Below are 20702 nucleotides of genomic sequence, written 5' to 3'. Positions count from 1 at the left end.
AGCGCTGTTCGCGATCCGCCATACGCCATTCGCCGCTCCATCACATCGGCCGGACTTCCTGCACGTCGGGCACGAAGTGCCGCAGCAGGTTCTGGATGCCGTGTTGCAGGGTCGCGGTGGATGACGGGCAGCCGGCGCAGGAGCCCTTCATGTTGAGATAGACGATGCCGTCCTTGAAGCCGCGGAAAGTGATGTCGCCGCCGTCATTGGCAACCGCCGGACGCACGCGGGTCTCGATCAGGTCCTTGATCTGGTCGACCGTCTCGGCGTCGGCCTCGTCGAAGAACTCGTCTTCCTCGTCGCGGGCGTCGTCGCTGGCAGCGGTGCCGTCGGCGAGCAACGGCGCGCCGGACATGTAGTGCTCCATGATGGCGCCCAGGATCGCGGGCTTGAGGTGCTGCCAATCGCCGTCCGCTTTGGTCACGGTGATGAAGTCGGCGCCGTAGAACACGCCGGTGACGCCTGCGACGGCGAACAGCCGTTCGGCGAGCGGCGAGCGCGCGGCGGTCTCGACTGACGAGAATTCCAGGGTGCCGCTGTCGAGCACTGTGCGGCCCGGGATGAATTTCAGGGTAGCGGGATTGGGCGTGGCTTCGGTCTGAATGAACATTTGCTGTCTCCGGCGTCGCCGGTTCAAGGCCGGCGCGTTGAGTTCCCCCATCAAATGGCAACTAAAAAGCTCGCGATCAAGCCGCAAAACCGCGGTTCCGGGCCCGTATCCATGCTCTGGGGCGGTTTCGGGCCGATAAACTAGGAAAGGGCGTCGATCTCGGCGTCGGTCAGGCCGCCCGGCACGATGGTCACCGGGATCGGGAACGCCCCCATGGTCTTGGCCATGGTGGTGATGATCGGCCCCGGGCCTTCGGCGCCCGGATTGGCGGCCAGCACCAGCATCGCGATATCGACGTCCTTGTCGATCACGTCGAGGATCTGCTCGGTCGGGTCGCCCTCGCGAATCACCCGTTCCGGGGTGATCGCGGCGATCCCGTTGGCGCGACCGGCGGCACGGTCGAGCGCCTCATTGGCGGCTTCCTCGGCCTCGGCGCGCATGATGTCGGCGACTCCCAGCCATTGCTGGTTCTGGTCCTCGGTCTCGATCACCCGCAGCATCAGAACGCCGCCGCCGACCCGGATCGCCCACCGGCTGGCGTAATAGACCGCGCGGTCCCATTCCGCAGTGTCGTCAACAATGACGAGGCATTTCGGCTTGTGACCTGTCTCGTAGCTTCGTCGCTGGGCGGTCATGCATGTCCCGGTGCTGAACCAACAGGCATGATCCGGAAAAGTGCGCAGCGGTTTTCCGAAAAGATCATGCTCAAACCAGGCCCATGCTGCCACACTCCCTCCCTGTTGGGGAGAGGGCGCGCGCAGTCCTGCCGGTGATGTCAGCGCTGGCGGATGAAGCCGACGATGTCCTTGGTGATGCGCATGGTCTCGTCGGCGATGCCGCGGGCGCGGTTGGCGCCGTCGACCAGGATCGAATCGACATGGCCGGGATCGGCGACCAGCTTCTTCATCTCGGAGGCGATCGGCGCCAGTTTTGCGACGCAAACCTCGACCAGCGCGTTCTTGAAGCTGGAGAACTGCCCGCCGCCGAACTGCGTCAGCACCTCCTGCTTGGAGACGCCGGCGAGCGCCGCGTAGATGCCGACCAGATTGTCGGCCTCCGGGCGGGTCTCGAGGCCTTTTTCCTCCGACGGCAGCGGCTCCGGATCGGTCTTCGCCTTGCGGATCTTCTGCGCGATGGTGTCGGCATCGTCGGTGAGGTTGATGCGCGAATTGTCCGACGCATCCGACTTCGACATCTTCTTGGTGCCGTCGCGCAGGCTCATCACCCGCGTCGCCGGCCCCGTGATCAGCGGCTCGGGCTGCGGGAAGAACAGACCGTCGGCAAAGCCGTGACCACGAATGGAATCGCCGAAGTCGTTGTTGAACTTCTGCGCGATATCCCGCGAGAGCTCCAGATGCTGCTTCTGGTCCTCGCCGACCGGCACATGGGTGGCGCGGTACAAGAGAATGTCGGCAGCCATAAGCACAGGATAGTCGTAGAGGCCGACGGAGGCGTTCTCGCGGTCCTTGCCGGCCTTCTCCTTGAACTGCGTCATGCGGTTCAGCCAGCCGATGCGCGCGACGCAGTTGAAGATCCAGGTCAGCTCGGCATGGCCGGCGATCTGGCTCTGGTTGAACACGATGTGTTTCTTGGCATCGATGCCGGAGGCGATGAAGGCCGCGGTCACCTCGCGGGTGTTGCGCGCGAGTTCGGCCGGGCCGCCCCAGACCTCGACGCCCTGCGTGATCGCGTGCATGTCGACGACGCAATAGATGCAGTTGTGGGTCTGCTGCATCTTCACGAAGTTGACGATGGCGCCGAGATAGTTGCCGAGGTGCAGATTGCCCGTCGGCTGGACGCCTGAGAAAACCCGTTCAACGAACGCCATGGTCTCGATTCCCGGAAATGGGGCTGCTTTTGCCGGGTCGTTTGCCACTTAAGCCCTGCGCGCGCAAGTCAGGCGGGGCGCCTTTGCCTGACGGCGTTAACCGCCTGTCGCCAGCCGGTGACGCCGAAAGCCGACAAAAGCAGTCCGTAGCAAGCGATACCGGCCGCGATCAGCACGAGGAGGGAGGCCGTCCGCACGAAGCCGTGGCTGCCGGCCGCCGGCAGCGCGCCTGCCGCGAGCCAGAGCAGGCCGCCCATCGCGAGCGCTGCGGCCAGGATGCGCGGCAGCCGGCGGCGCGCCGCGCCATCGATCGAAAAGCCGAAGGTCGCGGCGCCCTTGCGGATCAGCGTCAGCGCATTGCTCCAGGCGCCGAGCGCGATGCCGGCCGCGATTCCGCCGGCGCCAAAGATATGGCCGAGCAGGAAGGCCGCCGCGATCGCGACCACGATGGCCTTCAGCGTCGCCAACAGCGGCGTCAGCGTATCCTCGCGCGCAAAGAACGCCGGCGACAGCGCCTTCACCAGCACATGCGCCGGCAGCGCCAGCGTCAGCCAGATCAGGGCCTGCGCGGTGGCCGTGGTATCTTGCCCGGTGAACGCGCCATGCTCGAACAGCATCCGCACGATCGGCTCGCTCAGCACCATCAGGCCGAGCGTTGCCGGCAGCGCCAGCCCGACCGCAAGCTCCAGGGCGCGCGATTCCGCATGCGCGATCGCGGCATGCTCGCCGCTGCGCACCGCGCGCGTCATCTCCGGGATCAGCACGGTACCCATCGCGACGCCGACGATACCGAGCGGCAGCTCGAGCAGGCGGTTGGCGAAGTAGAGCCAGGACACCGCCGATGGCGAGGTCGACGCGATTACGGCGCCCGCCACGACAAGCCATTGCGGCGCGCTGCTCGCGACCATGCCGGGGACCGCGCGGCCGAGAAAGCCGCGCATCTCAGGGTCGAAGGAGATACGGAGCGGTGCGGCAAGCTTTGCGCCGCGCAGCGCCAGCATCGACAGTTGCAGGAAGCCGGCAACGCCGATCGTCGCCGCCATGACCAGCGCGGCCTGCACCGGCTCTTGCTGCCGCACCAGCAGCACGGCCATCACTGATATCAGCGCGATGTTGAACAGCAGCGGCGAGAACGCGGTCAGCGCGAAGCGTCCCTGCGCGTTGAGCAGCGCCATCATCACGGTGACGGGGCCGGCGAAGGCGAGATAGGGCAGCATCAGCCTCGCGTCGTCGACGGCCAATTGCAGCGTCTCGTGGCCGACAAAGCCGGGCGCGATCGCCGCGATCACCAGCGGCATCAGTACGCCGATCACGAGCGCGGCAGCGATGACAGCGGCGCTGACGGTGCCGAGCACGCGGCCGGCAAACGCGGTTGCCGCCGCCCTGCCGTCGGCATCGCGCGCCTTCAGCCAGGCCGGCACCAGGGCGGCATTCAGCCCGCCCTCGGACAGCAGCCGTCGCACCACATTCACAAGCTGGAATGCCGCCAGGAACGCATCCGCCACCGGCCCCGCGCCGAGCAGTGCCGCGATCACGGAATCGCGCACGAAACCGAGCAGTCGCGAGGCCAGCGTTCCCGAGGAGACCGTGAGGAAGGAGCGGAACATGAGGTCTGTATAGCAGTAGCGCGCTTTGCTGCCAGCGGCACTCCGTCAGCCCCGTCATCCTGAGGTGCGAGCGAAGCGAGCCTCGAAGGATGCATCGGCCACTAGTCGGGCCGTCCATCCTTCGAGGCTCGCCAAGAGGCTCGCACCTCAGGATGACGGGTTACAGGCGAGGGGATGACGGAACTAGCAGCAGCCCTTCCCTTGCTGCCCCAAGCCGTAACGTGATAGGTCGCGGCTCTTGTTGGGTGGCGTTAACACAGGGCAGGTCTATGGCTGACGCAAAATATGACGTTCTCGGGATCGGCAACGCGATCTTCGACGTGCTGGTGCAGACCGACGAGGCATTCCTTGCCCGTCACGGCATGACCAAGGGCTCGATGCGGCTGATCGACGAGGCGCGCGCTACCGCGATCTACAGTGATATGGGCGTGGCGACCGAGATATCGGGCGGCTCGGCCGCCAACACCATCGTCGGCGTCGGCAATCTCGGCGCCCGCGCCGCCTATGTCGGCAAGGTCAAGGACGACCAGATCGGCAAGCTCTACGCCCACGACATCCGCGCCGCCGGCGTGGCGTTCGATACCGCGCCGGCCAAGACCGGCCCGGCCACCGGCTGCTCCTATATCCTGGTGACGCCGGACGGCGAGCGCACCATGAACACCTATCTCGGCGCCGCGCAGGACCTGACGCCCGACGACATCGATCCGGCCCAGATCGCAGCCGCCAGCATCATCTATCTCGAAGGCTATCTCTGGGATCCGAAGAACGCGAAGGACGCGTTCGTGAAGGCGGCCGATATCGCGCATGGCGCGGGCCGCCAGGTCGCGCTGACGCTGTCGGATTCGTTCTGCGTCGATCGCTACCGCGACGAATTCCTCGCTTTGATGCGCAAGGGCACGGTCGACCTGGTTTTCTCCAACGAGTCCGAGCTGCACTCGCTGTACCAGACCTCCGATTTCGACACCGCGCTGAAGCAGTTCGGCAAGGATACAAAACTCGGCGTCGTCACCCGCAGCGAGAAGGGTTGCGTCGTGATTTCAGGCGATGCCGTCGTATCGGCGCCCGCCTCTCCGATCGACAAGCTCGTCGACACCACTGGCGCCGGCGACCTGTTCGCCGCCGGCTTCCTGGTCGGCCTCGTCCGCAACGTCGGCCATGAGAACGCCGGCCGTCTCGGCGCACTCGCCGCCGCCGAAGTGATCCAGCACATCGGCGCCCGCCCGCTGGTGTCGCTGAAGGATCTGGCGAAGCAGAAGGGGTTGTTGGTCTAAGTGCCTCTTGCCTCGCCCCGCTTGCGGGGAGAGGCCGGAACGCATCGCTCATGCGTTCCGGGTGAGGGGGAGTCTCCAGGTACTCACTGCTTTCGGATTTGCGGAGGCGGCCCCTCACCCCGACCCTCTCCCCGCAAGAGCGGGGCGAGGGGGAAGAAAGATTACGCCGTCTTCGCCGCCTTCAGTCCGAGCCGCTGCTCCACCGCGTCGCGCATCACGAACTTCTGGATCTTCCCCGTCACCGTCATCGGGAATTCGTCGACGAACTCGACATAGCGCGGGATCTTGTTGTGGGCGATCTGGCCCTGGCAGAAGGCGCGGACCTCGTCGGCGGTCAATGTCTCGCCTTGGCGAACCCTGACCCAGGCGCACAGCTCTTCGCCATAGCGCGCGTCGGCGACGCCGAAGATCTGCACGTCCTGGATCTTCGGATGGCGGTAGAGGAATTCCTCGATCTCCCTTGGATAGAGGTTCTCGCCGCCGCGGATCACCAGATCCTTGATGCGGCCGACGATGTTGCAATAGCCCTCGTCGTCGATCACGGCGAGATCGCCGGTGTGCATCCAGCCACTGGCGTCGAGCACGTCGCCGGTCTTTTCCTTCTCCTCCCAATAGCCGAGCATCACGCTGTAGCCACGTGTGCAGAGCTCGCCGCGTTCGCCGCGCGGCACCACCTTGCCGTCGAGATCGACCACCTTGACCTCGACATGCGGATGGATGCGGCCGACGGTGGAGACACGCCGCTCCAGCGGATCGTCGGTCGCGCTCTGGAAACTCACCGGGCTGGTCTCGGTCATGCCGTAGGCGATCGTCACCTCGCGCATGTTCATCTCGGTGTTGACGCGCTTCATCACCTCGATCGGGCAGGGCGCGCCGGCCATGATGCCGGTGCGCAGCGACGACAGGTCGAAGCGCTTGAACTCGGGATGATCGAGCTCGGCGATGAACATGGTCGGCACGCCGTACAGCGTCGTGCATTTCTCCTGCGCGACCGTCGCAAGTGTCGCGAGCGGATCGAAACCTTCGCCGGGGTAAACCATGGTGGTGCCGAGCGTGACGGAGGCGAGGTTGCCCATCACCATGCCGAAGCAGTGATAAAGCGGCACGGGGATGCAGATGCGGTCCTGCTCGGTCAGGCGCATGGCGCGGCCGGTGAAGTAGCCGTTGTTGAGGATGTTGTGATGGGTCAGCGTCACGCCCTTGGGCGAGCCAGTGGTGCCGCTGGTGAACTGGATGTTGACGGGATCATCGAATTGCAGGCTCTCGCCGAGCGCCGCGAGCTGTTCGCGATGGCGCTCGCCGCCCATCTGCGCGACTGCATCGAACGGAATCGTGCCCGGCGCCGCCGGTCCGCCGATCTGGATCACGGCGCGCAGCTGCGGCAGCCGCGCCGCGCGCAGATGGCCGGGCTCCGCACTCGCAAGCTCGGGCAGCAGCGTGTTCAGCATCTCCATATAGGCCGAGGTCTTGAACGCGGTCGCGGTCACGATCGCGGCGCAGCCGACCTTGCCAAGCGCGAATTCGAGCTCGCTGAGTCGATAGGCGGGATTGATGGTGACGAGGGTGAGTCCGGCTTTCGCGGCGGCGAACTGCGTCAGCGTCCATTCCGGTCGGTTCAGCGACCAGATGCCGATCCGCTCGCCGCGTTGCAGCCCGAGCGCAAGGAAGCCGGCCGCCAGCGCTTCGACGCGCGCGGCGAATTCGTTCCAGGTCCAGCGTACACTGTGGCTGGGCGAGACCAGCGCCTCGCGATCGCCCCAGCGCGCGCGTGCGCGGTCGAGGCTGCGGCCGATTGTTTCGCCGAGCAACGGCGTATCGGAAATGCCGCAGACATAGCTGTCTGCCTTGGGTGAGGGTGCCAAGCTCGTCCTCCTCGTATTCGTGTCGTCACGCTTTTTGCGCGATCTTAGTCGTTTGACGCCGACAGGACAGGCCCGACCTATGGCGAGTATGAAAAATCCCTCCCCGCAAGGGGAGGGATTTGTTGCTGCTGGACTGGAACCTCAGGCCGCTCGCTGTCCGCTGCCGGCGTCGAGGCCGGCATAGATGCCCCTCTCGAAGCCGGCGAAGGCCTCGAGGCTATGCTTGTCGGCGAACGGCAACAGCTGGGTCAGGATCACGCCGCAGACGTCGCGCGACGGATCGATCCAGTAATAGGTGTTGGCGAGGCCCGCCCAGGCGAGGCTGCCGGCGCTGCGGCCTTCCGGCGTCTTGGCGGTGTTGATCAGGAAGCTGAGGCCCCACTTCTTGACGATGTCGGGCCAGAGATCGACGTCGTTGGTGTACATCGGCGCTGCCGTCGTCATCTTGTCGACGGTGAGCTCGCCGATGTGGTTCTGCCCCATCGTCGCGACGGTCTCGGCCTTCAGCACCTGATTGCCGTTGCCTTTGCCCTTGTTGAGGATCATCTGGCAGAACTTGATATAGTCGGCCGCGGTCGAATAGAGGCCGCCGCCGCCCATGTGGAATTCAGGGTTCTGCTCGAGCTCGAACGGGATCGCAGCCAGCGTGCCGTCCTCGCCGCGCGCATGCATGCCGACCAGCCGCTTGCGCATGTCGTCGGTGATCTTGAAGGCGGTGTCGCTCATGCCGAGCGGCGCGAACATGTGGTCGCGCAGATAGGCATCGAGCTTCTTGCCGGATGCTGCTTCCACCGCCTTGCCGACGAAGTCGATATTGGTGCCGTATTCCCAGCGCGTGCCGGGGTCGGTCATGATCGGCGTCTTCAACGCGGCATTCAGGCAGGTGATGATGCCGGGCGTACCGGTCTTCTCCAGATATTTGCCGAGATCGGCGTCCCACATGTCGTAGGCGAAGCCGGCGGTGTGGGTCATCAGCTGGCGCAGCGTGATCGGCTTTTTCGCCGGCCGCAGCTTCGGCTCGCCCTTGGCATCGAAGCCGTCGAGCACCTGCACGGCGGCGAGATCGGGCAGCAGCTTGCCGATCGGCTCATCGAGCGACAGCTTGCCCTGCTCGACGAGCTGCATCGCGCCCGCGGAGGTCACCGCCTTGGTCATCGAGGCGATCCAGAACACGCTGTCCGCCGTCATGGGGTCGCTCTTGGAAAGGTCGCGCTTGCCGGACGCGCCCTCGTAGATCACGTCCTTGCCGGTGGCCGCGATGGCGACCACACCGGGAATCTCCTTTGCCTCGCTCTTCTGCCGCAATACCTGATCGATCTGAGCCTTGCTCTGCATTGGGGGCGTCCTCCGATGGGTTATTGTTTTGAAGTGCGGGGATCATCCTCCCGCTTTTCCGCTCCCGCAAGGCGGGCGCGCTGCGATGATGTCGCGATGTCGTGACAGCGGGGCCACACGGGAACGGCTTCGCTGAGAGGACGTTCACCACGCGCGCAGATTTAGCGGTGGACTCCGTGCAAGTCCCGATGACCCGGAAAGGCGGCCACGGTAACGTGATCGGCAGATTGATTTTCGTACCTGTTTTTTTGCATTAACGCATTCAGATCGCTGCACAAACGTTGCAGCAGATTGGGCCGGATTTGACGAAAAGCGTCGTCATTTCACGCCCCGCGGGGACGCAGCAATGATTTCGACATGGAGTGAATGGAAGCGCTATCCGCGGCCGGGCCGCGGCGAGAACATCGAGGCGCCGATCAGCCCAGGTCTCTATGAGGTTCGCTACGCGGGTACCGGCGCGCTGCACTCGTTCGAGGCCGTCGACAATGTCGCCCAGGCGCTGGCGCTGCTGCAGACCGGTGCCAAGTCCTGGTTCGGCCGCCGCGATGCGCGGGCACAGGCCGACCTCGAATACCGGACCTGCGCGACCTCGACCAAGGCGGATGCCAAGGCCGCCGCAGAGCGCATGATCGGCCGCCGCGAAACCTACATGTCGGGCGGCGCGATCTGACGAGATCTCCCCGCGCGCAATTGCGCACCTGAGGATCGATGCCAGGCTTCGTCCTGGAACAGCAGCTCGCAACGGCGCCGCGTTTGCGTCCAAGCAGGGTCGCGCTGGCCGCCAGTGCATCGCCGCGGCTTTCCGCCTATATAGGCGCCGAATACCCCCCAAGGGAAATTCAAGGAAATTCAGAGAAATTCCAGGAGTAACGCCATGAACCCGCCCGTTGCCGCTCGCGCCACGCAATCCGCAGCATCCTCCCTGCAAAGCCGCCTGAAGGACCCGTCGCTGCTGCGCGACCGCTGCTACATCGACGGCGCCTGGGTCGGCACGCCTGAATTCGCCGTCAACAATCCCGCGACCGGCGTCGAGCTGATCAGGATTCCGCAACTGGGCGCCGACGATACCACCAGGGCCGTCGAGGCCGCCCAGCGCGCATTTCCGGCCTGGGCCAAGCTGACCGCCAAGCAGCGCTCCAACATCTTGCGCAAATGGTTCGACCTGATCATCGCCAACCGCGAGGATCTCGCGCTGATCCTGACCTCCGAGCAGGGCAAGCCGCTGGCGGAAGCGCTCGGCGAGGTCGATATCGGCGCGGCCTATGTCGAGTTCTTCGCGGAGGAAGCACGCCGCGTCTATGGCGAGACAATTCCGACCCAGCGTCCGGATGCCCGCCTGCTGGCGATCCGGCAGCCGATCGGCGTCTGCGGCGCCATCACGCCGTGGAATTTCCCGAACTCGATGATCACGCGAAAAGTGTCGCCGGCGCTGGCCGCCGGCTGCACCGTCGTGTTGAAGCCCGCCAACGAGACGCCGCTGTCGGCGCTCGCGCTCGCTGTGCTGGCTGAGAAGGCCGGTGTGCCGAAGGGTGTGCTCAACATCATCACCGGCGATGCGCCGCCGATCGGCCAGGTGCTGTGCGAACATCCTGCGGTGCGGTTCGTCGGCTTCACGGGTTCGACCAATGTCGGCAAGATCCTGTACCGGCAAGCATCGGTCGGCGTGAAGAAGCTCGGCCTCGAGCTCGGCGGCAACGCGCCGTTCGTGGTGTTCGACGATGCCGACATCGACGCCGCGGTCGAAGGCGCCATCGTCTCGAAGTACCGCAACATGGGCCAGACCTGCGTCTGCGCCAACCGCCTCTACGCGCAGGACAAGATCTACGACCAGTTCGTCGCGAAACTGTCGAAGAAGGTTGCGGAGATGAAGATCGGCGACGGCACCGAACAGGGCGTGACCCAGGGCCCGCTGATCAACATGAAGGCGATCGAAAAGGTCGAACGGCACATCGCGGATGCGGTGAAGGGCGGCGCCAAGATCGTGACCGGCGGCAAGCGCTCGGCGCTGGGCCGCAGCTTCTTCGAGCCGACCGTGCTGTCGGACGTGCGGCCCGACGCGCTGGTGGCGCAGGAGGAAACCTTCGGCCCGCTCGCGCCGGTGATCCGCTTCAAGGACGAGGCCGATGTGATCGCGATGTGCAACGCCTCGCCGTTCGGCCTCGCCTCCTACTTCTATTCGCGTGACATCGGCCGCGTCTGGCGCGTCGCCGAAGCGCTGGAGTCGGGCATGGTCGGCGTCAACTCCGGCCTGATCACGACCGAGGTCGCGCCGTTCGGCGGCGTCAAGGAATCGGGCCTCGGCCGCGAAGGCTCGCGCCACGGCATGGATGAATATGTCGAGATCAAATACGTGATGATGGCCGGCGTCTGATGCGCTGATCGCGGGATTGCATTTTCCTCGGACAGCGGCCGAGCCGCTGCCTGAGGGATTGGTCGCGCTCAATAGACGAGAACTGGCGTTTCAAAGAGGTGATCGTTCACCAGCGCGACACCGGGGATCGCTTCGGCGGTCACACGCACTGCCGCGCGTTCGGCGGCCGAAGGCGCATAGCCCCACAGGTCGACCACGCCATTTTGCACCGTTGCATTGAGGTTGAACGTGTGCACCCACGGCTGCTTGCGAAGCTCGTCGAGCAATTTCGTCCGGATGGCGGAATCGGAGAGCGAGATCTCCAGCTTCCGCCCGGCGCTCGCGACAGCCTGCAGCAGGTTCGCTCTGGCGACGATGCCGACAAGCTGACCATCCCTTGCAACGATCGGGATACGCTTGATCTGATGTTTCTCGAGCAGCATCGCAATTTTATGCAGGGGCGTCTCGGGCGCTGCGGTCACGACTTCCCGTGTCATGATATCCTTGACCCTGGCCGCATGCGATTTCACATAGTCGGACGCCATCTGCGCATCTCCGGCCAGCAGCCGTAGCCACCACGAATAGGGGCGTTCGGTCCCCGCTTCGGCGCGGTGCATCAGGTCGCCTTCGGTGACGATGCCGACTATCCGTCCGCCAGCGTCGACGATGGGGACGGCGCTGATGCGGTGCTGCAGCAGCGTGGAGGCGACCTGGCGAACTGTTGCGTCGGCGCCCACCGTAATGACAGGCGAAACCATCACGTCGCGCGCTTGCATGGCGAAGACTCCGTGTGAAAAGACAGAGGGCATTCTTGGCTGGATTCTTCTCCCTGTGATTGACCGGAATCAATCCGACGGCATCGTCGCTGCGCTAGCGATTTACGCTGAAGACGGAGGGTTTCATGGCGACTATTCCACATCATGCCATGGTGTTCGTTGGTGACGGACGCAAGGCGCTGTTCCTTCGCAACGAAGGAGATGAAAAATTTCCCAATCTGAAGGCTGAAGCCGTTTTCGAGAGCCAGAACCCCGCGACGCACCTGCAGGGCACCGACCGGCCGGGGCGGGTCGGCAAGGAAATGCATTCGGGCCAGCGCAGCGCGGTCGAGCCGACGGATTGGCACGATATCGAGGAACATCGCTTCACGAAGCAGGTCGCCGCGGCCGTGGAGTTGGCTGTTCGCCGTGGAACGGCGAACGCGCTCTTGATCGTGGCGCCGCCGCGAACGCTGGCAGAACTGCGGACGGCCTTCCATTCCGATGTCAAGCGACACATCGTGGCTGAGATCGCCAAGGATCTGACCAAGCTTCCGGTCTGGGAAATCGAGAAGCACGTGGTGGCCGCGCCGGCGGCATCGCCCACGCCCTGATCGTCGCGGCAGGAGGCGGCATGCGCGCGTTATCGACGAGGAATGACCTGCCGCCGGGTCCCCGCAAGGACCATCTGGCGCCGGCTGATGACGCCGACGAAGCGCCGAGCCAGATCGACCGGGATCGGGTCGACATCGAGCGCGAACTGCCCCTCGGCGGAAACGAGCCGATCGAGCGTGAAGCGAGCGAGGAGAGGCAGTCTCCGGCGTTCGACGAATAGGCGCGCAGTTCAACCTGGATCGCTTATTGAGCGGTCACAAGGAAGAACAGGAGCAGATGCAATCTGATGTTCAAGGAGCGACAGGAGGTGACCATGGGTGAATTGCAGATGCGTCAGGATGTGCTGGACGAGCTTGAATTCGAGCCCAGTGTGAATGCCGCCCATATCGGGGTTACGGCAGAAGGCAGCGTCGTCACGCTCAGCGGCCATGTCGAGACGTACCTGGAGAAGCTCTCGGCAATTGCCGCCGCGCGCAGGGTCAAGGGCGTGAGGGCGATTGCCGATGAGATCGATGTCCGTGCTCCGGCGGACAAGAAGACCGCCGACGATGAAATCGCCAAGCGGGCGCTGGACATCCTGGCGTGGGATAGCATGGTGCTGGCCGGGATTGCGGTCGTGGTGCGGGATGGCTGGGTCAGGTTGTCGGGAAGCGTCGAGTGGTACTTCCAGAAGCGTGCGGCCGAAGACGCCGTGAAGAAGCTCTCGGGTGTCCGTGGCGTGAGCAACAGCATCCAGATCGCCCCGCGCATCAAGGCCGAGAACGTTCAAGCCAGGATAGAGGACGCATTGAAACGTCATGCCGCAACGCAGGCAAGGGCGATCCGCGTCAGCGTCCGCAACGACGATACCGTTCTCCTTGAGGGGAAGGTCGACAACTGGCATGAAAAGCGAGCGATCGAAAACGCTGCGTGGTCAGCCCCAGGCGTTCACTCGGTCGACGACCGGCTGACGATCGGCTGAGAGGCAGATTGCTTGGATTGACTGAGGAAGATGGGGCGCCTAGCGCTCCCTTCGCGCGCAATCACACGCCCTTGTCGTTCGGATTGATGACGGCGTCCTTCAGCGGCGCCGTCATCGGAAAATTCAGGTTCACGTTCTTCGGCGGAATCGGCCGCGTGAACCATTTTGCGTAGAGCTCCTGGAATTCATTGCTCTTCATCATGGCGACCAGCGTCCGGTCGACCAGCGCCTTGAACTCCGGATCGCCCTTGCGGATGATCAGACCGTAGGGCTCGGTGCGCAGGCTGTCGTCGATGATGCGCCAGTCCGCGGGATTGGTGCTGCCCGCGATCAGGCTCGCGAGCAGGATGTCGTCCATCACGAAGGCGTCGCTGCGGGAGGTGGTCAGCGCGAGGAACGATGCGGCATGATCCGGGGTCAGGATGTTCTTGGTCTGAAAGTTATTCGCCTGGGCGCGCGCGCTCAAGAGTCCGATCGAGGTCGAGCCCGAGGTCAGCGACACTGGCCTGCCGCCGAGATCCTCGAAGGTCTTGATCGGCGCGTCCTTCTGCACCACCGCGCGGATGCTCGACACGAAGATCGTGGTGCTGAAGGCGACGACTTTCTGCCGCTCCAGCGTGTTGGTCGCGGGACCACAGACGATGTCGATCGTGCCGTTCTCGATCAGCGGTATCTGGGTGGAGAGCTGGATCGGCTGCAGTTTGGTCTGCAGCGCCGGCAGCTTGAGTTCGGTCTTCACCGCATCGACGATCCGCGCGCAGAGGTCCATCGCGAAGCCGACCGGCTTCTGGTTGTCGTCGAGATAGGAGAACGGGACCGAGACGTCGCGGTGCCCGAGCCGGATCTCGCCGGTGTCGCGGATCTTGGCCAGCGTGCCGCCGGGCGATTGGGCCTGCGCTGGAGCTGATATCGCCGCCGCAAGAAAGGCCAGGTAAGTCAATTGCTTGAGTGCATTATTCATCAGGTACTCGCGGTCGCCGGCAGAACTGGATACGATCAGCCAAGATTTTATACACAGGATTGCATAATCGGCAATCCGATTTTATACAATCTTGGCCAAATCGGATACCATGGCTTGGCGCCAGCGAGAGAGAAGCCGGATGGAACCTGCAACCGCCGCAACCCACCGAGGGGCCGGACCTCACGGTTCCGCACCTGACGCCGTGCGTGAGGCGCTACGGGCCGCGATCAGCTCGGGCGAGCTCGCGCCTGGACTGCAGCTCCGCCAGGACGAGCTCGCTGCGCGGTTCGGCACCAGCCGTATCCCGGTGCGCGAGGCGCTGCGCCAGCTCGAGGCCGAAGGCTTTGTCACGTTCCTGCCCAACCGTGGAGCGGTGGTTTCAGACCTGTCGATCGACGAGGTGATCGAGCTGCTCGAGATCCGTATCGCGCTCGAGTGCCACGCGTTGCGTTTGGCGATCCCCGCGATGGGCGAGATCGATCTCGAGGCGGCGACGAAGATCCTCCGCGCCTACGATGCCGAGCCTGATCCGGCAAAATGGGGCGCCTTCAACTGGAAATTCCACGCCACGCTCTACGCGCCGTGCAACCGGCCGCGCCTGCTCGGCATGATCGAGGCGAATTACGGCCACGTTGGCCGCTTCACGCGGGCGCTGGTGTCGCAGGCGACCGGCAAGGAGCGTCCGCAGCGCGAGCACTACCGGCTGCTCGAATTCTGCCGCGACGGCGAGGTCAAGAAGGCCGTCCGCCTGCTGCGCGATCACATCGAGGAGACGCAGAAGACGCTGCGCTCGGCGCAGCGCCAGGCGGTGCGCGATGCGGGCCCGGAACGTCCCGCCTGATTACCATGAGACAGATTGAATTATCGCGGGCTCCGTTGCGGGCCGCAGGAGAATGCGCGTGAAGACCAATGACGTCGAAATCCTGGTGATCGGTGCGGGCATCGTCGGCATCGCTACGGCCTATTACCTCGCCGTCCAGCACAAGCGGTCGCGTCTGTTGATCGTCGACGAAGGCCAACCGATGGCGCTGACCTCGGCGCAATCAGGCGAGAACTACCGCAACTGGTGGCCGCACCCGACGATGGCGGACTTCACCAATCACTCTACCGACCTGATGGAGGAGATCGCGCGCCGCAGCGACAACCGCATCCACATGACGCGACGCGGATATCTGCTGGTCACGCGCGAGGAGAAGCCTGAGGCGCTGCTGCAGCAGCTCTACGCCGGCTACGGCGAGCAGGCTGCAAAACTGATCCGCCTGCATGAAGGAGAGAGCCGCGGCTATGTGCCGCCGCACTCGGCCGACTGGCAGCGCGCGCCCGACGGCGTCGACGTCCTGCAGGGGCGCGATCTGATCCAGACGCATTATCCGGCCTTCGACAAGGAGGTCGCAACGGCGCTGCACATTCGCCGGGCGGGCGACATCAGCGGTCAGCAGCTCGGCCAGTACATGCTGGAAACCATGCGTCCGCTGGGCGCGCAACTCCAGCAGGCGAGGGTGGTCGGCATCGCAAAGACCGATCGTTTCGTTGTCGACGTGCTGGCCGATGGCGCGAGGCAGACCATCAAGGCCGATATCATCGTCAACGCCGCCGGCCCGTTCGCCGCGGATGTCGCGGCGATGCATGGCGAGCAGTTGCCGATCGTCAACGTGCTGCAGCAGAAGATCGCCTTCGCCGATCGCAACCGCGCGGTCGATCGCAAGATGCCGTTCGCGATCGATCTCGACGGCCAGACGCTGGCCTGGTCCGATGACGAGCGCGAGGCGCTGTCCGCGGCGCCGGAATTCGCGCAGCTGCTGGCGCCGATGCCGGGCAGCATCCATTGCCGGCCCGACGGCGGCGATCACGGCGAATGGATCAAGCTCGGCTGGGCCTTCAACGCTGAACAGACCATCGCGCCAGTCCGCGAGCCGGAGCTGAACCCGTACTTCCCTGAGGTGGTGTTGCGCGCGGCGAGCCGGCTGCAACCACGGCTCGCACAGTATCTCGGTGCGTTGCCGCGCGACCGCGTGCATTACGGCGGCTACTATCCGATGACGAAGGAGAACTGGCCGCTGATCGGGGCTGCGAAGACCCCGGGCGTGTTTCTTGCCACCGCGCTCTCCGGCTACGGCACGATGGGCGCCTGCGCCACCGGCGACCTCTGCGCGCGCGCCGTGGTCGGGGCGCCGGCGCCCGCATTCGCCCGCAGCCTTTCGCTCGCGCGCTATCAGGACAAGGCGTTGATGGAGGAGCTTGAGGCGACCGCCAGCGGCTTGCTCTAAGGCGCGATGAGATGAGGTTGAATCGTCATCGCGCCTGAGCTCTTTGTTTGAGCGGGATCATGCTCTAGCCGAGGCTGTCCATGAAGGTGCGCAACCGCGGCGCCCATTTGTGCGCGTCGCGGCCCGATGCGGAGTGGCCGTAGTCGCTGTCGAGCAGAAAATAATCGGCGTCGACGCCGGCGGCCTTCAGCGCCGGCATCACCTGCGGCGCGAGTTCCGGCGGGAACAGCTTGTCGGTCCGCGACAGGACATAGAGCACCTTGGCCTTGATCCGTCCGAACTGCGCCGTGACATCGAAGTCGCGCAGCGCCTTGGCCAATGTCAGCAGCGAATTGGCGTCGAACCCCCTGGCCCATTCCGCCGCCTCGGCGCGGATCGCGGCCTCGATCTTTGCGGGGTCGGTCAGCGTGTCGCGCAGCCGCGTTTCGATGCCGTAGGTCTTCAGCGTCGCGGTGCGGATCTGGATCATGCTTTCGAGCACGCCGCCGTGATCGTAATAGTCGCCGCCGTTCCAGTTCGGATCCTGCGACAGCACCGCCATCAGGCGCGCGACGTTGCCCTCGGCACGCTCGCGCGGCACCAGCGGCGCGGTGACGACGGCGGCGATGCCGCGCATGGCGTCGGGATAGTTCACCGCCCATTGCAGCGCCTGGAAACCGCCATAGGACGGACCGACGATCGCAACGAGCTTGTCGATGCCGAGTTCATCGAGCATCGCGCGTTGGGTGGCGACGATGTCGCCGACGGTGATGTCAGGGAAGCGCGGCCCGTAGCGGCGGCCGGTCCGCGGGTCGATGCTTGCCGCGTTGGTCGAGCCGTAGGACGAGCCCAGCATATTCGGGCAGATCGCGAAGTAACGATTGGTGTCGACCGCCTTGCCGGGGCCGACGATCTCGGAATGGTGCGACAGCTCAGCACGCCGGCGCCGGGAATGCAAAGGCAGGCGCTGTGCGACTACCCGTTCCCGACCTCGTTGCCGAAGGCGCCGTGGCGACCGACACCCGAAGCAAAGCGCGTCGCACCCGCCAGCGTTTCGCCCGACCCGATCACCTCGAGCCCGCCGCGCATCTCGTTCTTGATCGCGTCTTCTTCCTCCAGATCCCACTGCCGCAACGCCGACAGCCGATCGGCGCGCATGCAGTTCTGCGGGAATTTCGCGATGTCCTTGGCGAGCGCGATGGCGTGTGCGCGCGACTCGCCCTTCGGCACCAGGCGGTTCGCCAGCCCCATGCGATGCGCCTCGGGGCCTGCGACCGGGCGTCCGGTGAGGATTAGATCGATCGCCTGCGAATGGCCGATCAGGCGCGGCAGGCGGATGGTGCCGAGGTCGATCAGCGGCACGCCGAAGCGGCGGCAGAACACGCCGAAGGTGGCGTCCTCGGCGACGACGCGCATGTCGGCCCACAGCGCAAGCTCCATGCCGCCGGCGACCGCAAAGCCCTCGATCGCGGCGATCACCGGTTTCGACAGCCGCAGCCGGCTCGGTCCCATCGGCGCGATCGTGTTGTGGCCGCCGATCTCGCGCTTCTTCTCGGGATCGCCTGCCGCCACCGCCTTCAGGTCGGCGCCGGCGCAGAAATATCCGCCGGTGCCGGTGAACACCGCAACCGATGCGCTTGCGTCGGCATCGAACGCAAGGAACGCGTCATACAGTTTCCGCGCGGTGGCGCCGTCGACGGCGTTGCGGTTGTGCGGACGGTTGATAGAAATGATGGTGACGGGACCGTCGCGCTCGACGAGCACGGTATCGGCATCGGACATGGGTCGCTCCCTGAGTTTATTGGTTGGAGCCAACCTAACTGTCCCCGTCAGGCAATGCCATCGCGAACGAAGGCGACGCGGATGGTCGGATCCCCGATCGCCTCATGCGCATCCTCGAAGCGAACGCGGCGGGTGATGACGTGTTCCGGGTGGTAGTGACCTGCCGCAACATGGGCAACGCAATCCGGCAGTTCGGCGCGAACATTGACGCGGCTGACCTTCAACGTGATGCCGACGCCATACATATGCCGCAGCGGCACCGGCGTGGTCTCGGCAAAGTCGCCATACATCCGCTGGCAGATACCGTTCGGTTCCGTCGCGCGGAATGCCAGCAGCGTGCTGGCGTCGGTCGCGGCGGCATCGATCACGATCGGGAACAGGCCGGGCGGCTCCATCGACAGGCCGCTTGGGGCTTCGATGATGTCGGCGCCCAGTGACTTCGCCTTGGCGAGGCGAGGTGCGTGATCGTCGAGATAGACGACGCGGCCCGCGCCGCGCGCCACGGCCGACTGCACCGCGAACAGCGAGAGCGACTGCGCGAAGCCGCCGATCACGAGCACGTCGGCGCCCGGCCGTTGCGCGAGCCAGCGCGCCACCGCGCTGAATCCGTCGGTCGCGCCGTCGGCCAGTCCTGCGGTTTGCGACAGGGCATGGCCATTCGGCTGGCGGACCAGCATGTGATCGGCAAACGGCACGCGGATCAGGTCGGACAGACCGCCGCCATACTCCACGCCGCAGACCGGCTTCAACCCGTAGGACGAACGAAACGGCACTGCCGTGCAGGCATTGGTGTGGCCGCGCCGGCAGCGGTCGCAGGCCCCGCAGCTGATCTGGAACGGAACGATGACGAGATCGCCGGGTGCGAAATTCCTCACGGCGACGCCGACGTCGACGATGCGGCCGGCGGTCTCATGTCCGAGCGCAAACGGACCTGCGAAGCCCGATCGGCCATGCACGATCGCAAGATCGAGATCGCAGCGCGTCACCGCGAGCGGCTGCACCAGCGCGTCGCGGTCATCCTGGAGCCTCGGCGGGGGAACGTCCCACCACTCGACCTTGTTGCCGCCGATATAAGTCAATTGCCGCATCGTGCTCTCTCCGCTTTGAGCAGAGAGTGCAGCGCCGCGGATGTGCCGACAAAAGGTATGTCTTCAACAGGGGTGAATGGGATTCACCTAGCCTCTCCCCCCCGTCATCCTGAGGTGCGAGCGGAGCGAGCCTCGAAGGATGCACGGCCCCGCTGGTGGCCGTCGACCCTTCGAGACGCGCTGCGCGCTCCTCAGGGTGACGGTGATAGAGCCAAGTGCGCACTTCTCTCCATTTCGTCGTCCTGGCGAAAGCCAGGACCCATAACCACCGAATTCGATTGAGAGTGCGATCGTGGCCCCAGCGTCGCACAACAACAGCGGTTGGGGTAATGGGTCCTGGCTTTCGCCAGGACGACGCTCAACACATTCACAATCTCTCAGGGTGACGGTGATAGAGCGAACGTGCTGACGATGTAGCTAAACCTTCAGCTCGGTCCCCGTCACGCGGCGGTACGCTTCCAGATATCGCTTGCTGGTCGCGTCCACCACGCTCGCCGGCAGCGGCGGGGGCGGGGCGTCGCCGTTCCAGCGGCCGGCGTGGCGCTCGACGTCGAGATAGTCGCGCAGCGGCTGCTTGTCGAAGCTTGGCTGCGGCTGCCCGGGCTTGTAGGCATCGACCGCCCAGAAGCGCGACGAATCCGGCGTCATCACCTCGTCGATCAGGATGATGCGGCCGTCCTTGTCGTGGCCGAATTCAAACTTGGTGTCGGCGATGATGATGCCGCGGGCGCGGGCGGTCTGCTCGCCGTAAGCGTAGACGTCGCGCGCCATCTTCTCCAGCGTCGCGGCAACATCGTTGCCCAGGATTTCGCGCACGCGGGCGACGGTGATGTTCTCGTCATGGCCGGCCTCGGCCTTGGTCGCCGGGCTGAAGATCGCAGGTTCGAGCTTCTGGCTTTCGACCAGGCCCGCCGGCAGCTTCTCACCGGCGAGCGTGCCTTCGGCCGCGTATTCCTTCCACGCCGAGCCAGAGATGTAGCCGCGGATGACGCATTCGATCGGAAACACAGTGGTGCGCTTGCACAGCATCGCGCGCCCGAGGATGTCGGCACGATGGTTCTTCAGCTCAGGCACCGCGCGGATGATCTCGTCGGCGTCGGCGCTGATCATGTGATGCGGCACGGTGCCTTCGAGCTGCCGGAACCACCAGGCGCTGATCTGGGTCAGCACCGCGCCCTTCATCGGAATGGTTTCCGCCATCACCACGTCGAATGCCGAGATGCGGTCGGTGGTGAGCAGCAGCACGCGATCGTCGCCGACGGCGTAGATATCGCGCACCTTGCCGCGGCCGATCCGGGGCAGGGGCAAATCGCTGGATAGCATCGCGGTCATGGGCGGGGTCTTTCCGGGCTCGTTTCTCAAAGACGTGCGCCCGCACGAGGCGTGCGGGCGCCAGAGACTAGAGCATGATCCGGAAAAGTGTGCAGCGGT

Annotated in this window: 20 protein-coding genes; 8 read left to right on the top strand and 12 right to left on the bottom strand. The window is 65.1% G+C overall.

The features are described 5' to 3' along the window. Positions 1 to 40 precede the first annotated feature (40 nt). The 4 genes from CO675_RS06920 to murJ all read right to left on the bottom strand — a co-directional run bounded on the left by CO675_RS06920 (position 41) and on the right by murJ (position 4045). The gene (locus CO675_RS06920; RefSeq protein WP_097671270.1) at positions 41 to 610 is read right to left on the bottom strand and encodes a NifU family protein; all 570 of its coding nucleotides are present in this window, start codon (positions 608 to 610) and stop codon (positions 41 to 43) included. A gap of 140 nt (positions 611 to 750) precedes the next feature. After that, positions 751 to 1245, bottom strand: a complete 495-nt coding sequence (locus CO675_RS06915) for a universal stress protein (protein WP_092120638.1) — start codon at positions 1243 to 1245, stop codon at positions 751 to 753. A gap of 140 nt (positions 1246 to 1385) precedes the next feature. Further along, positions 1386 to 2438, bottom strand: a complete 1053-nt coding sequence (gene trpS / locus CO675_RS06910; protein WP_097671269.1) for a tryptophan--tRNA ligase — start codon at positions 2436 to 2438, stop codon at positions 1386 to 1388. A gap of 68 nt (positions 2439 to 2506) precedes the next feature. Then, on the bottom strand, positions 2507 to 4045 hold the full coding sequence (gene murJ, locus CO675_RS06905; RefSeq protein ID WP_097671268.1) for a murein biosynthesis integral membrane protein MurJ: 1539 nt from the start codon (positions 4043 to 4045) through the stop codon (positions 2507 to 2509). A gap of 269 nt (positions 4046 to 4314) precedes the next feature. Here murJ and CO675_RS06900 point away from each other — a divergent pair, with 269 nt between their 5' ends. Next, the gene (locus tag CO675_RS06900) at positions 4315 to 5316 is read left to right on the top strand and encodes an adenosine kinase (protein ID WP_097671267.1); all 1002 of its coding nucleotides are present in this window, start codon (positions 4315 to 4317) and stop codon (positions 5314 to 5316) included. A gap of 161 nt (positions 5317 to 5477) precedes the next feature. Here the strand turns inward: CO675_RS06900 and CO675_RS06895 are convergent, their stop codons facing one another. Then, positions 5478 to 7178: an AMP-binding protein gene (locus CO675_RS06895; RefSeq protein ID WP_097671266.1), complete on the bottom strand. Its 1701-nt coding sequence runs from the start codon at positions 7176 to 7178 to the stop codon at positions 5478 to 5480. Positions 7179 to 7319: 141 nt separating this feature from the next. After that, the gene (locus CO675_RS06890; protein ID WP_097671265.1) at positions 7320 to 8513 is read right to left on the bottom strand and encodes a serine hydrolase domain-containing protein; all 1194 of its coding nucleotides are present in this window, start codon (positions 8511 to 8513) and stop codon (positions 7320 to 7322) included. Between the two features lie 346 nt (positions 8514 to 8859). Here CO675_RS06890 and CO675_RS06885 point away from each other — a divergent pair, with 346 nt between their 5' ends. Together CO675_RS06885 and CO675_RS06880 are read left to right on the top strand one after the other, a co-directional pair. Then, complete coding sequence (locus CO675_RS06885) at positions 8860 to 9183, top strand: hypothetical protein (protein WP_097671264.1); 324 nt, start codon at positions 8860 to 8862, stop codon at positions 9181 to 9183. Between the two features lie 204 nt (positions 9184 to 9387). After that, a complete protein-coding gene (locus CO675_RS06880) occupies positions 9388 to 10884 on the top strand; it encodes an NAD-dependent succinate-semialdehyde dehydrogenase (protein ID WP_097671263.1) in 1497 nt (498 codons plus the stop codon). A gap of 68 nt (positions 10885 to 10952) precedes the next feature. Here CO675_RS06880 and CO675_RS06875 read toward each other — a convergent pair whose 3' ends face one another. Beyond that, a complete protein-coding gene (locus tag CO675_RS06875; protein WP_097671262.1) occupies positions 10953 to 11639 on the bottom strand; it encodes a CBS domain-containing protein in 687 nt (228 codons plus the stop codon). Between the two features lie 125 nt (positions 11640 to 11764). On the opposite strand from CO675_RS06875, the gene CO675_RS06870 reads away from it, so the two are divergent. The 3 genes from CO675_RS06870 (at position 11765) to CO675_RS06860 (ending at position 13194) form a co-directional block, all read left to right on the top strand. Further along, on the top strand, positions 11765 to 12232 hold the full coding sequence (locus CO675_RS06870; RefSeq protein ID WP_097671261.1) for a baeRF12 domain-containing protein: 468 nt from the start codon (positions 11765 to 11767) through the stop codon (positions 12230 to 12232). A 20-nt stretch (positions 12233 to 12252) separates the two neighbouring features. After that, positions 12253 to 12453 (top strand): hypothetical protein, encoded by a 201-nt coding sequence (locus CO675_RS06865; RefSeq protein ID WP_097671260.1) that lies wholly within the window; start codon positions 12253 to 12255, stop codon positions 12451 to 12453. 93 nt (positions 12454 to 12546) lie between these two features. After that, positions 12547 to 13194, top strand: a complete 648-nt coding sequence (locus CO675_RS06860; protein ID WP_097671427.1) for a BON domain-containing protein — start codon at positions 12547 to 12549, stop codon at positions 13192 to 13194. 61 nt (positions 13195 to 13255) lie between these two features. Here the strand turns inward: CO675_RS06860 and CO675_RS06855 are convergent, their stop codons facing one another. Beyond that, complete coding sequence (locus tag CO675_RS06855) at positions 13256 to 14155, bottom strand: amino acid ABC transporter substrate-binding protein (protein ID WP_097671259.1); 900 nt, start codon at positions 14153 to 14155, stop codon at positions 13256 to 13258. 139 nt (positions 14156 to 14294) lie between these two features. Here CO675_RS06855 and CO675_RS06850 point away from each other — a divergent pair, with 139 nt between their 5' ends. Further along, a complete protein-coding gene (locus CO675_RS06850) occupies positions 14295 to 14996 on the top strand; it encodes a GntR family transcriptional regulator (protein WP_097671258.1) in 702 nt (233 codons plus the stop codon). A 52-nt stretch (positions 14997 to 15048) separates the two neighbouring features. Then, positions 15049 to 16422, top strand: a complete 1374-nt coding sequence (locus CO675_RS06845) for an NAD(P)/FAD-dependent oxidoreductase (RefSeq protein WP_198964515.1) — start codon at positions 15049 to 15051, stop codon at positions 16420 to 16422. A 64-nt stretch (positions 16423 to 16486) separates the two neighbouring features. Here the strand turns inward: CO675_RS06845 and CO675_RS06840 are convergent, their stop codons facing one another. The 4 genes from CO675_RS06840 to CO675_RS06825 form a co-directional block, all read right to left on the bottom strand. After that, entirely contained in the window at positions 16487 to 17359 is an 873-nt protein-coding gene (locus tag CO675_RS06840; RefSeq protein WP_158231192.1) for an alpha/beta fold hydrolase, read from the bottom strand. A 17-nt stretch (positions 17360 to 17376) separates the two neighbouring features. Continuing rightward, positions 17377 to 18183, bottom strand: a complete 807-nt coding sequence (locus CO675_RS06835; RefSeq protein WP_097671256.1) for a crotonase/enoyl-CoA hydratase family protein — start codon at positions 18181 to 18183, stop codon at positions 17377 to 17379. Positions 18184 to 18230: 47 nt separating this feature from the next. Continuing rightward, a complete protein-coding gene (locus CO675_RS06830; RefSeq protein ID WP_097671255.1) occupies positions 18231 to 19271 on the bottom strand; it encodes a zinc-dependent alcohol dehydrogenase in 1041 nt (346 codons plus the stop codon). Between the two features lie 417 nt (positions 19272 to 19688). Further along, positions 19689 to 20603: a phosphoribosylaminoimidazolesuccinocarboxamide synthase gene (locus tag CO675_RS06825; RefSeq protein WP_097671254.1), complete on the bottom strand. Its 915-nt coding sequence runs from the start codon at positions 20601 to 20603 to the stop codon at positions 19689 to 19691. Between the last annotated feature and the right edge of the window lie 99 nt (positions 20604 to 20702).

The organism is Bradyrhizobium sp. C9 (assembly GCF_002532045.1).
Classification (GTDB): domain Bacteria; phylum Pseudomonadota; class Alphaproteobacteria; order Rhizobiales; family Xanthobacteraceae; genus Bradyrhizobium.
The sequence above is the reverse complement of the archived record's forward strand: the minus strand, read 5'-3'. Positions and strand labels throughout refer to the sequence as shown.

Excerpts from the sequence above, each read along its gene's own strand:
- CO675_RS06875 (WP_097671262.1), bottom strand. The coding sequence starts at position 11,639 with ATGCAAGCGCGCGACGTGATGGTTTCGCCTGTCATTACGGTGGGCGCC.
- CO675_RS06855 (WP_097671259.1), bottom strand. The coding sequence starts at position 14,155 with ATGAATAATGCACTCAAGCAATTGACTTACCTGGCCTTTCTTGCGGCG.
- trpS (WP_097671269.1), bottom strand. The coding sequence starts at position 2,438 with ATGGCGTTCGTTGAACGGGTTTTCTCAGGCGTCCAGCCGACGGGCAAT.
- CO675_RS06835 (WP_097671256.1), bottom strand. The coding sequence starts at position 18,183 with ATGTCCGATGCCGATACCGTGCTCGTCGAGCGCGACGGTCCCGTCACC.
- CO675_RS06825 (WP_097671254.1), bottom strand. The coding sequence starts at position 20,603 with ATGACCGCGATGCTATCCAGCGATTTGCCCCTGCCCCGGATCGGCCGC.
- CO675_RS06870 (WP_097671261.1), top strand. The coding sequence starts at position 11,765 with ATGGCGACTATTCCACATCATGCCATGGTGTTCGTTGGTGACGGACGC.
- CO675_RS06900 (WP_097671267.1), top strand. The coding sequence starts at position 4,315 with ATGGCTGACGCAAAATATGACGTTCTCGGGATCGGCAACGCGATCTTC.
- CO675_RS06880 (WP_097671263.1), top strand. The coding sequence starts at position 9,388 with ATGAACCCGCCCGTTGCCGCTCGCGCCACGCAATCCGCAGCATCCTCC.
- CO675_RS06865 (WP_097671260.1), top strand. The coding sequence starts at position 12,253 with ATGCGCGCGTTATCGACGAGGAATGACCTGCCGCCGGGTCCCCGCAAG.
- CO675_RS06830 (WP_097671255.1), bottom strand. The coding sequence starts at position 19,271 with ATGCGGCAATTGACTTATATCGGCGGCAACAAGGTCGAGTGGTGGGAC.
- CO675_RS06860 (WP_097671427.1), top strand. The coding sequence starts at position 12,547 with ATGGGTGAATTGCAGATGCGTCAGGATGTGCTGGACGAGCTTGAATTC.
- CO675_RS06845 (WP_198964515.1), top strand. The coding sequence starts at position 15,049 with ATGCGCGTGAAGACCAATGACGTCGAAATCCTGGTGATCGGTGCGGGC.
- CO675_RS06885 (WP_097671264.1), top strand. The coding sequence starts at position 8,860 with ATGATTTCGACATGGAGTGAATGGAAGCGCTATCCGCGGCCGGGCCGC.
- murJ (WP_097671268.1), bottom strand. The coding sequence starts at position 4,045 with ATGTTCCGCTCCTTCCTCACGGTCTCCTCGGGAACGCTGGCCTCGCGA.
- CO675_RS06920 (WP_097671270.1), bottom strand. The coding sequence starts at position 610 with ATGTTCATTCAGACCGAAGCCACGCCCAATCCCGCTACCCTGAAATTC.
- CO675_RS06890 (WP_097671265.1), bottom strand. The coding sequence starts at position 8,513 with ATGCAGAGCAAGGCTCAGATCGATCAGGTATTGCGGCAGAAGAGCGAG.
- CO675_RS06850 (WP_097671258.1), top strand. The coding sequence starts at position 14,295 with ATGGAACCTGCAACCGCCGCAACCCACCGAGGGGCCGGACCTCACGGT.
- CO675_RS06915 (WP_092120638.1), bottom strand. The coding sequence starts at position 1,245 with ATGACCGCCCAGCGACGAAGCTACGAGACAGGTCACAAGCCGAAATGC.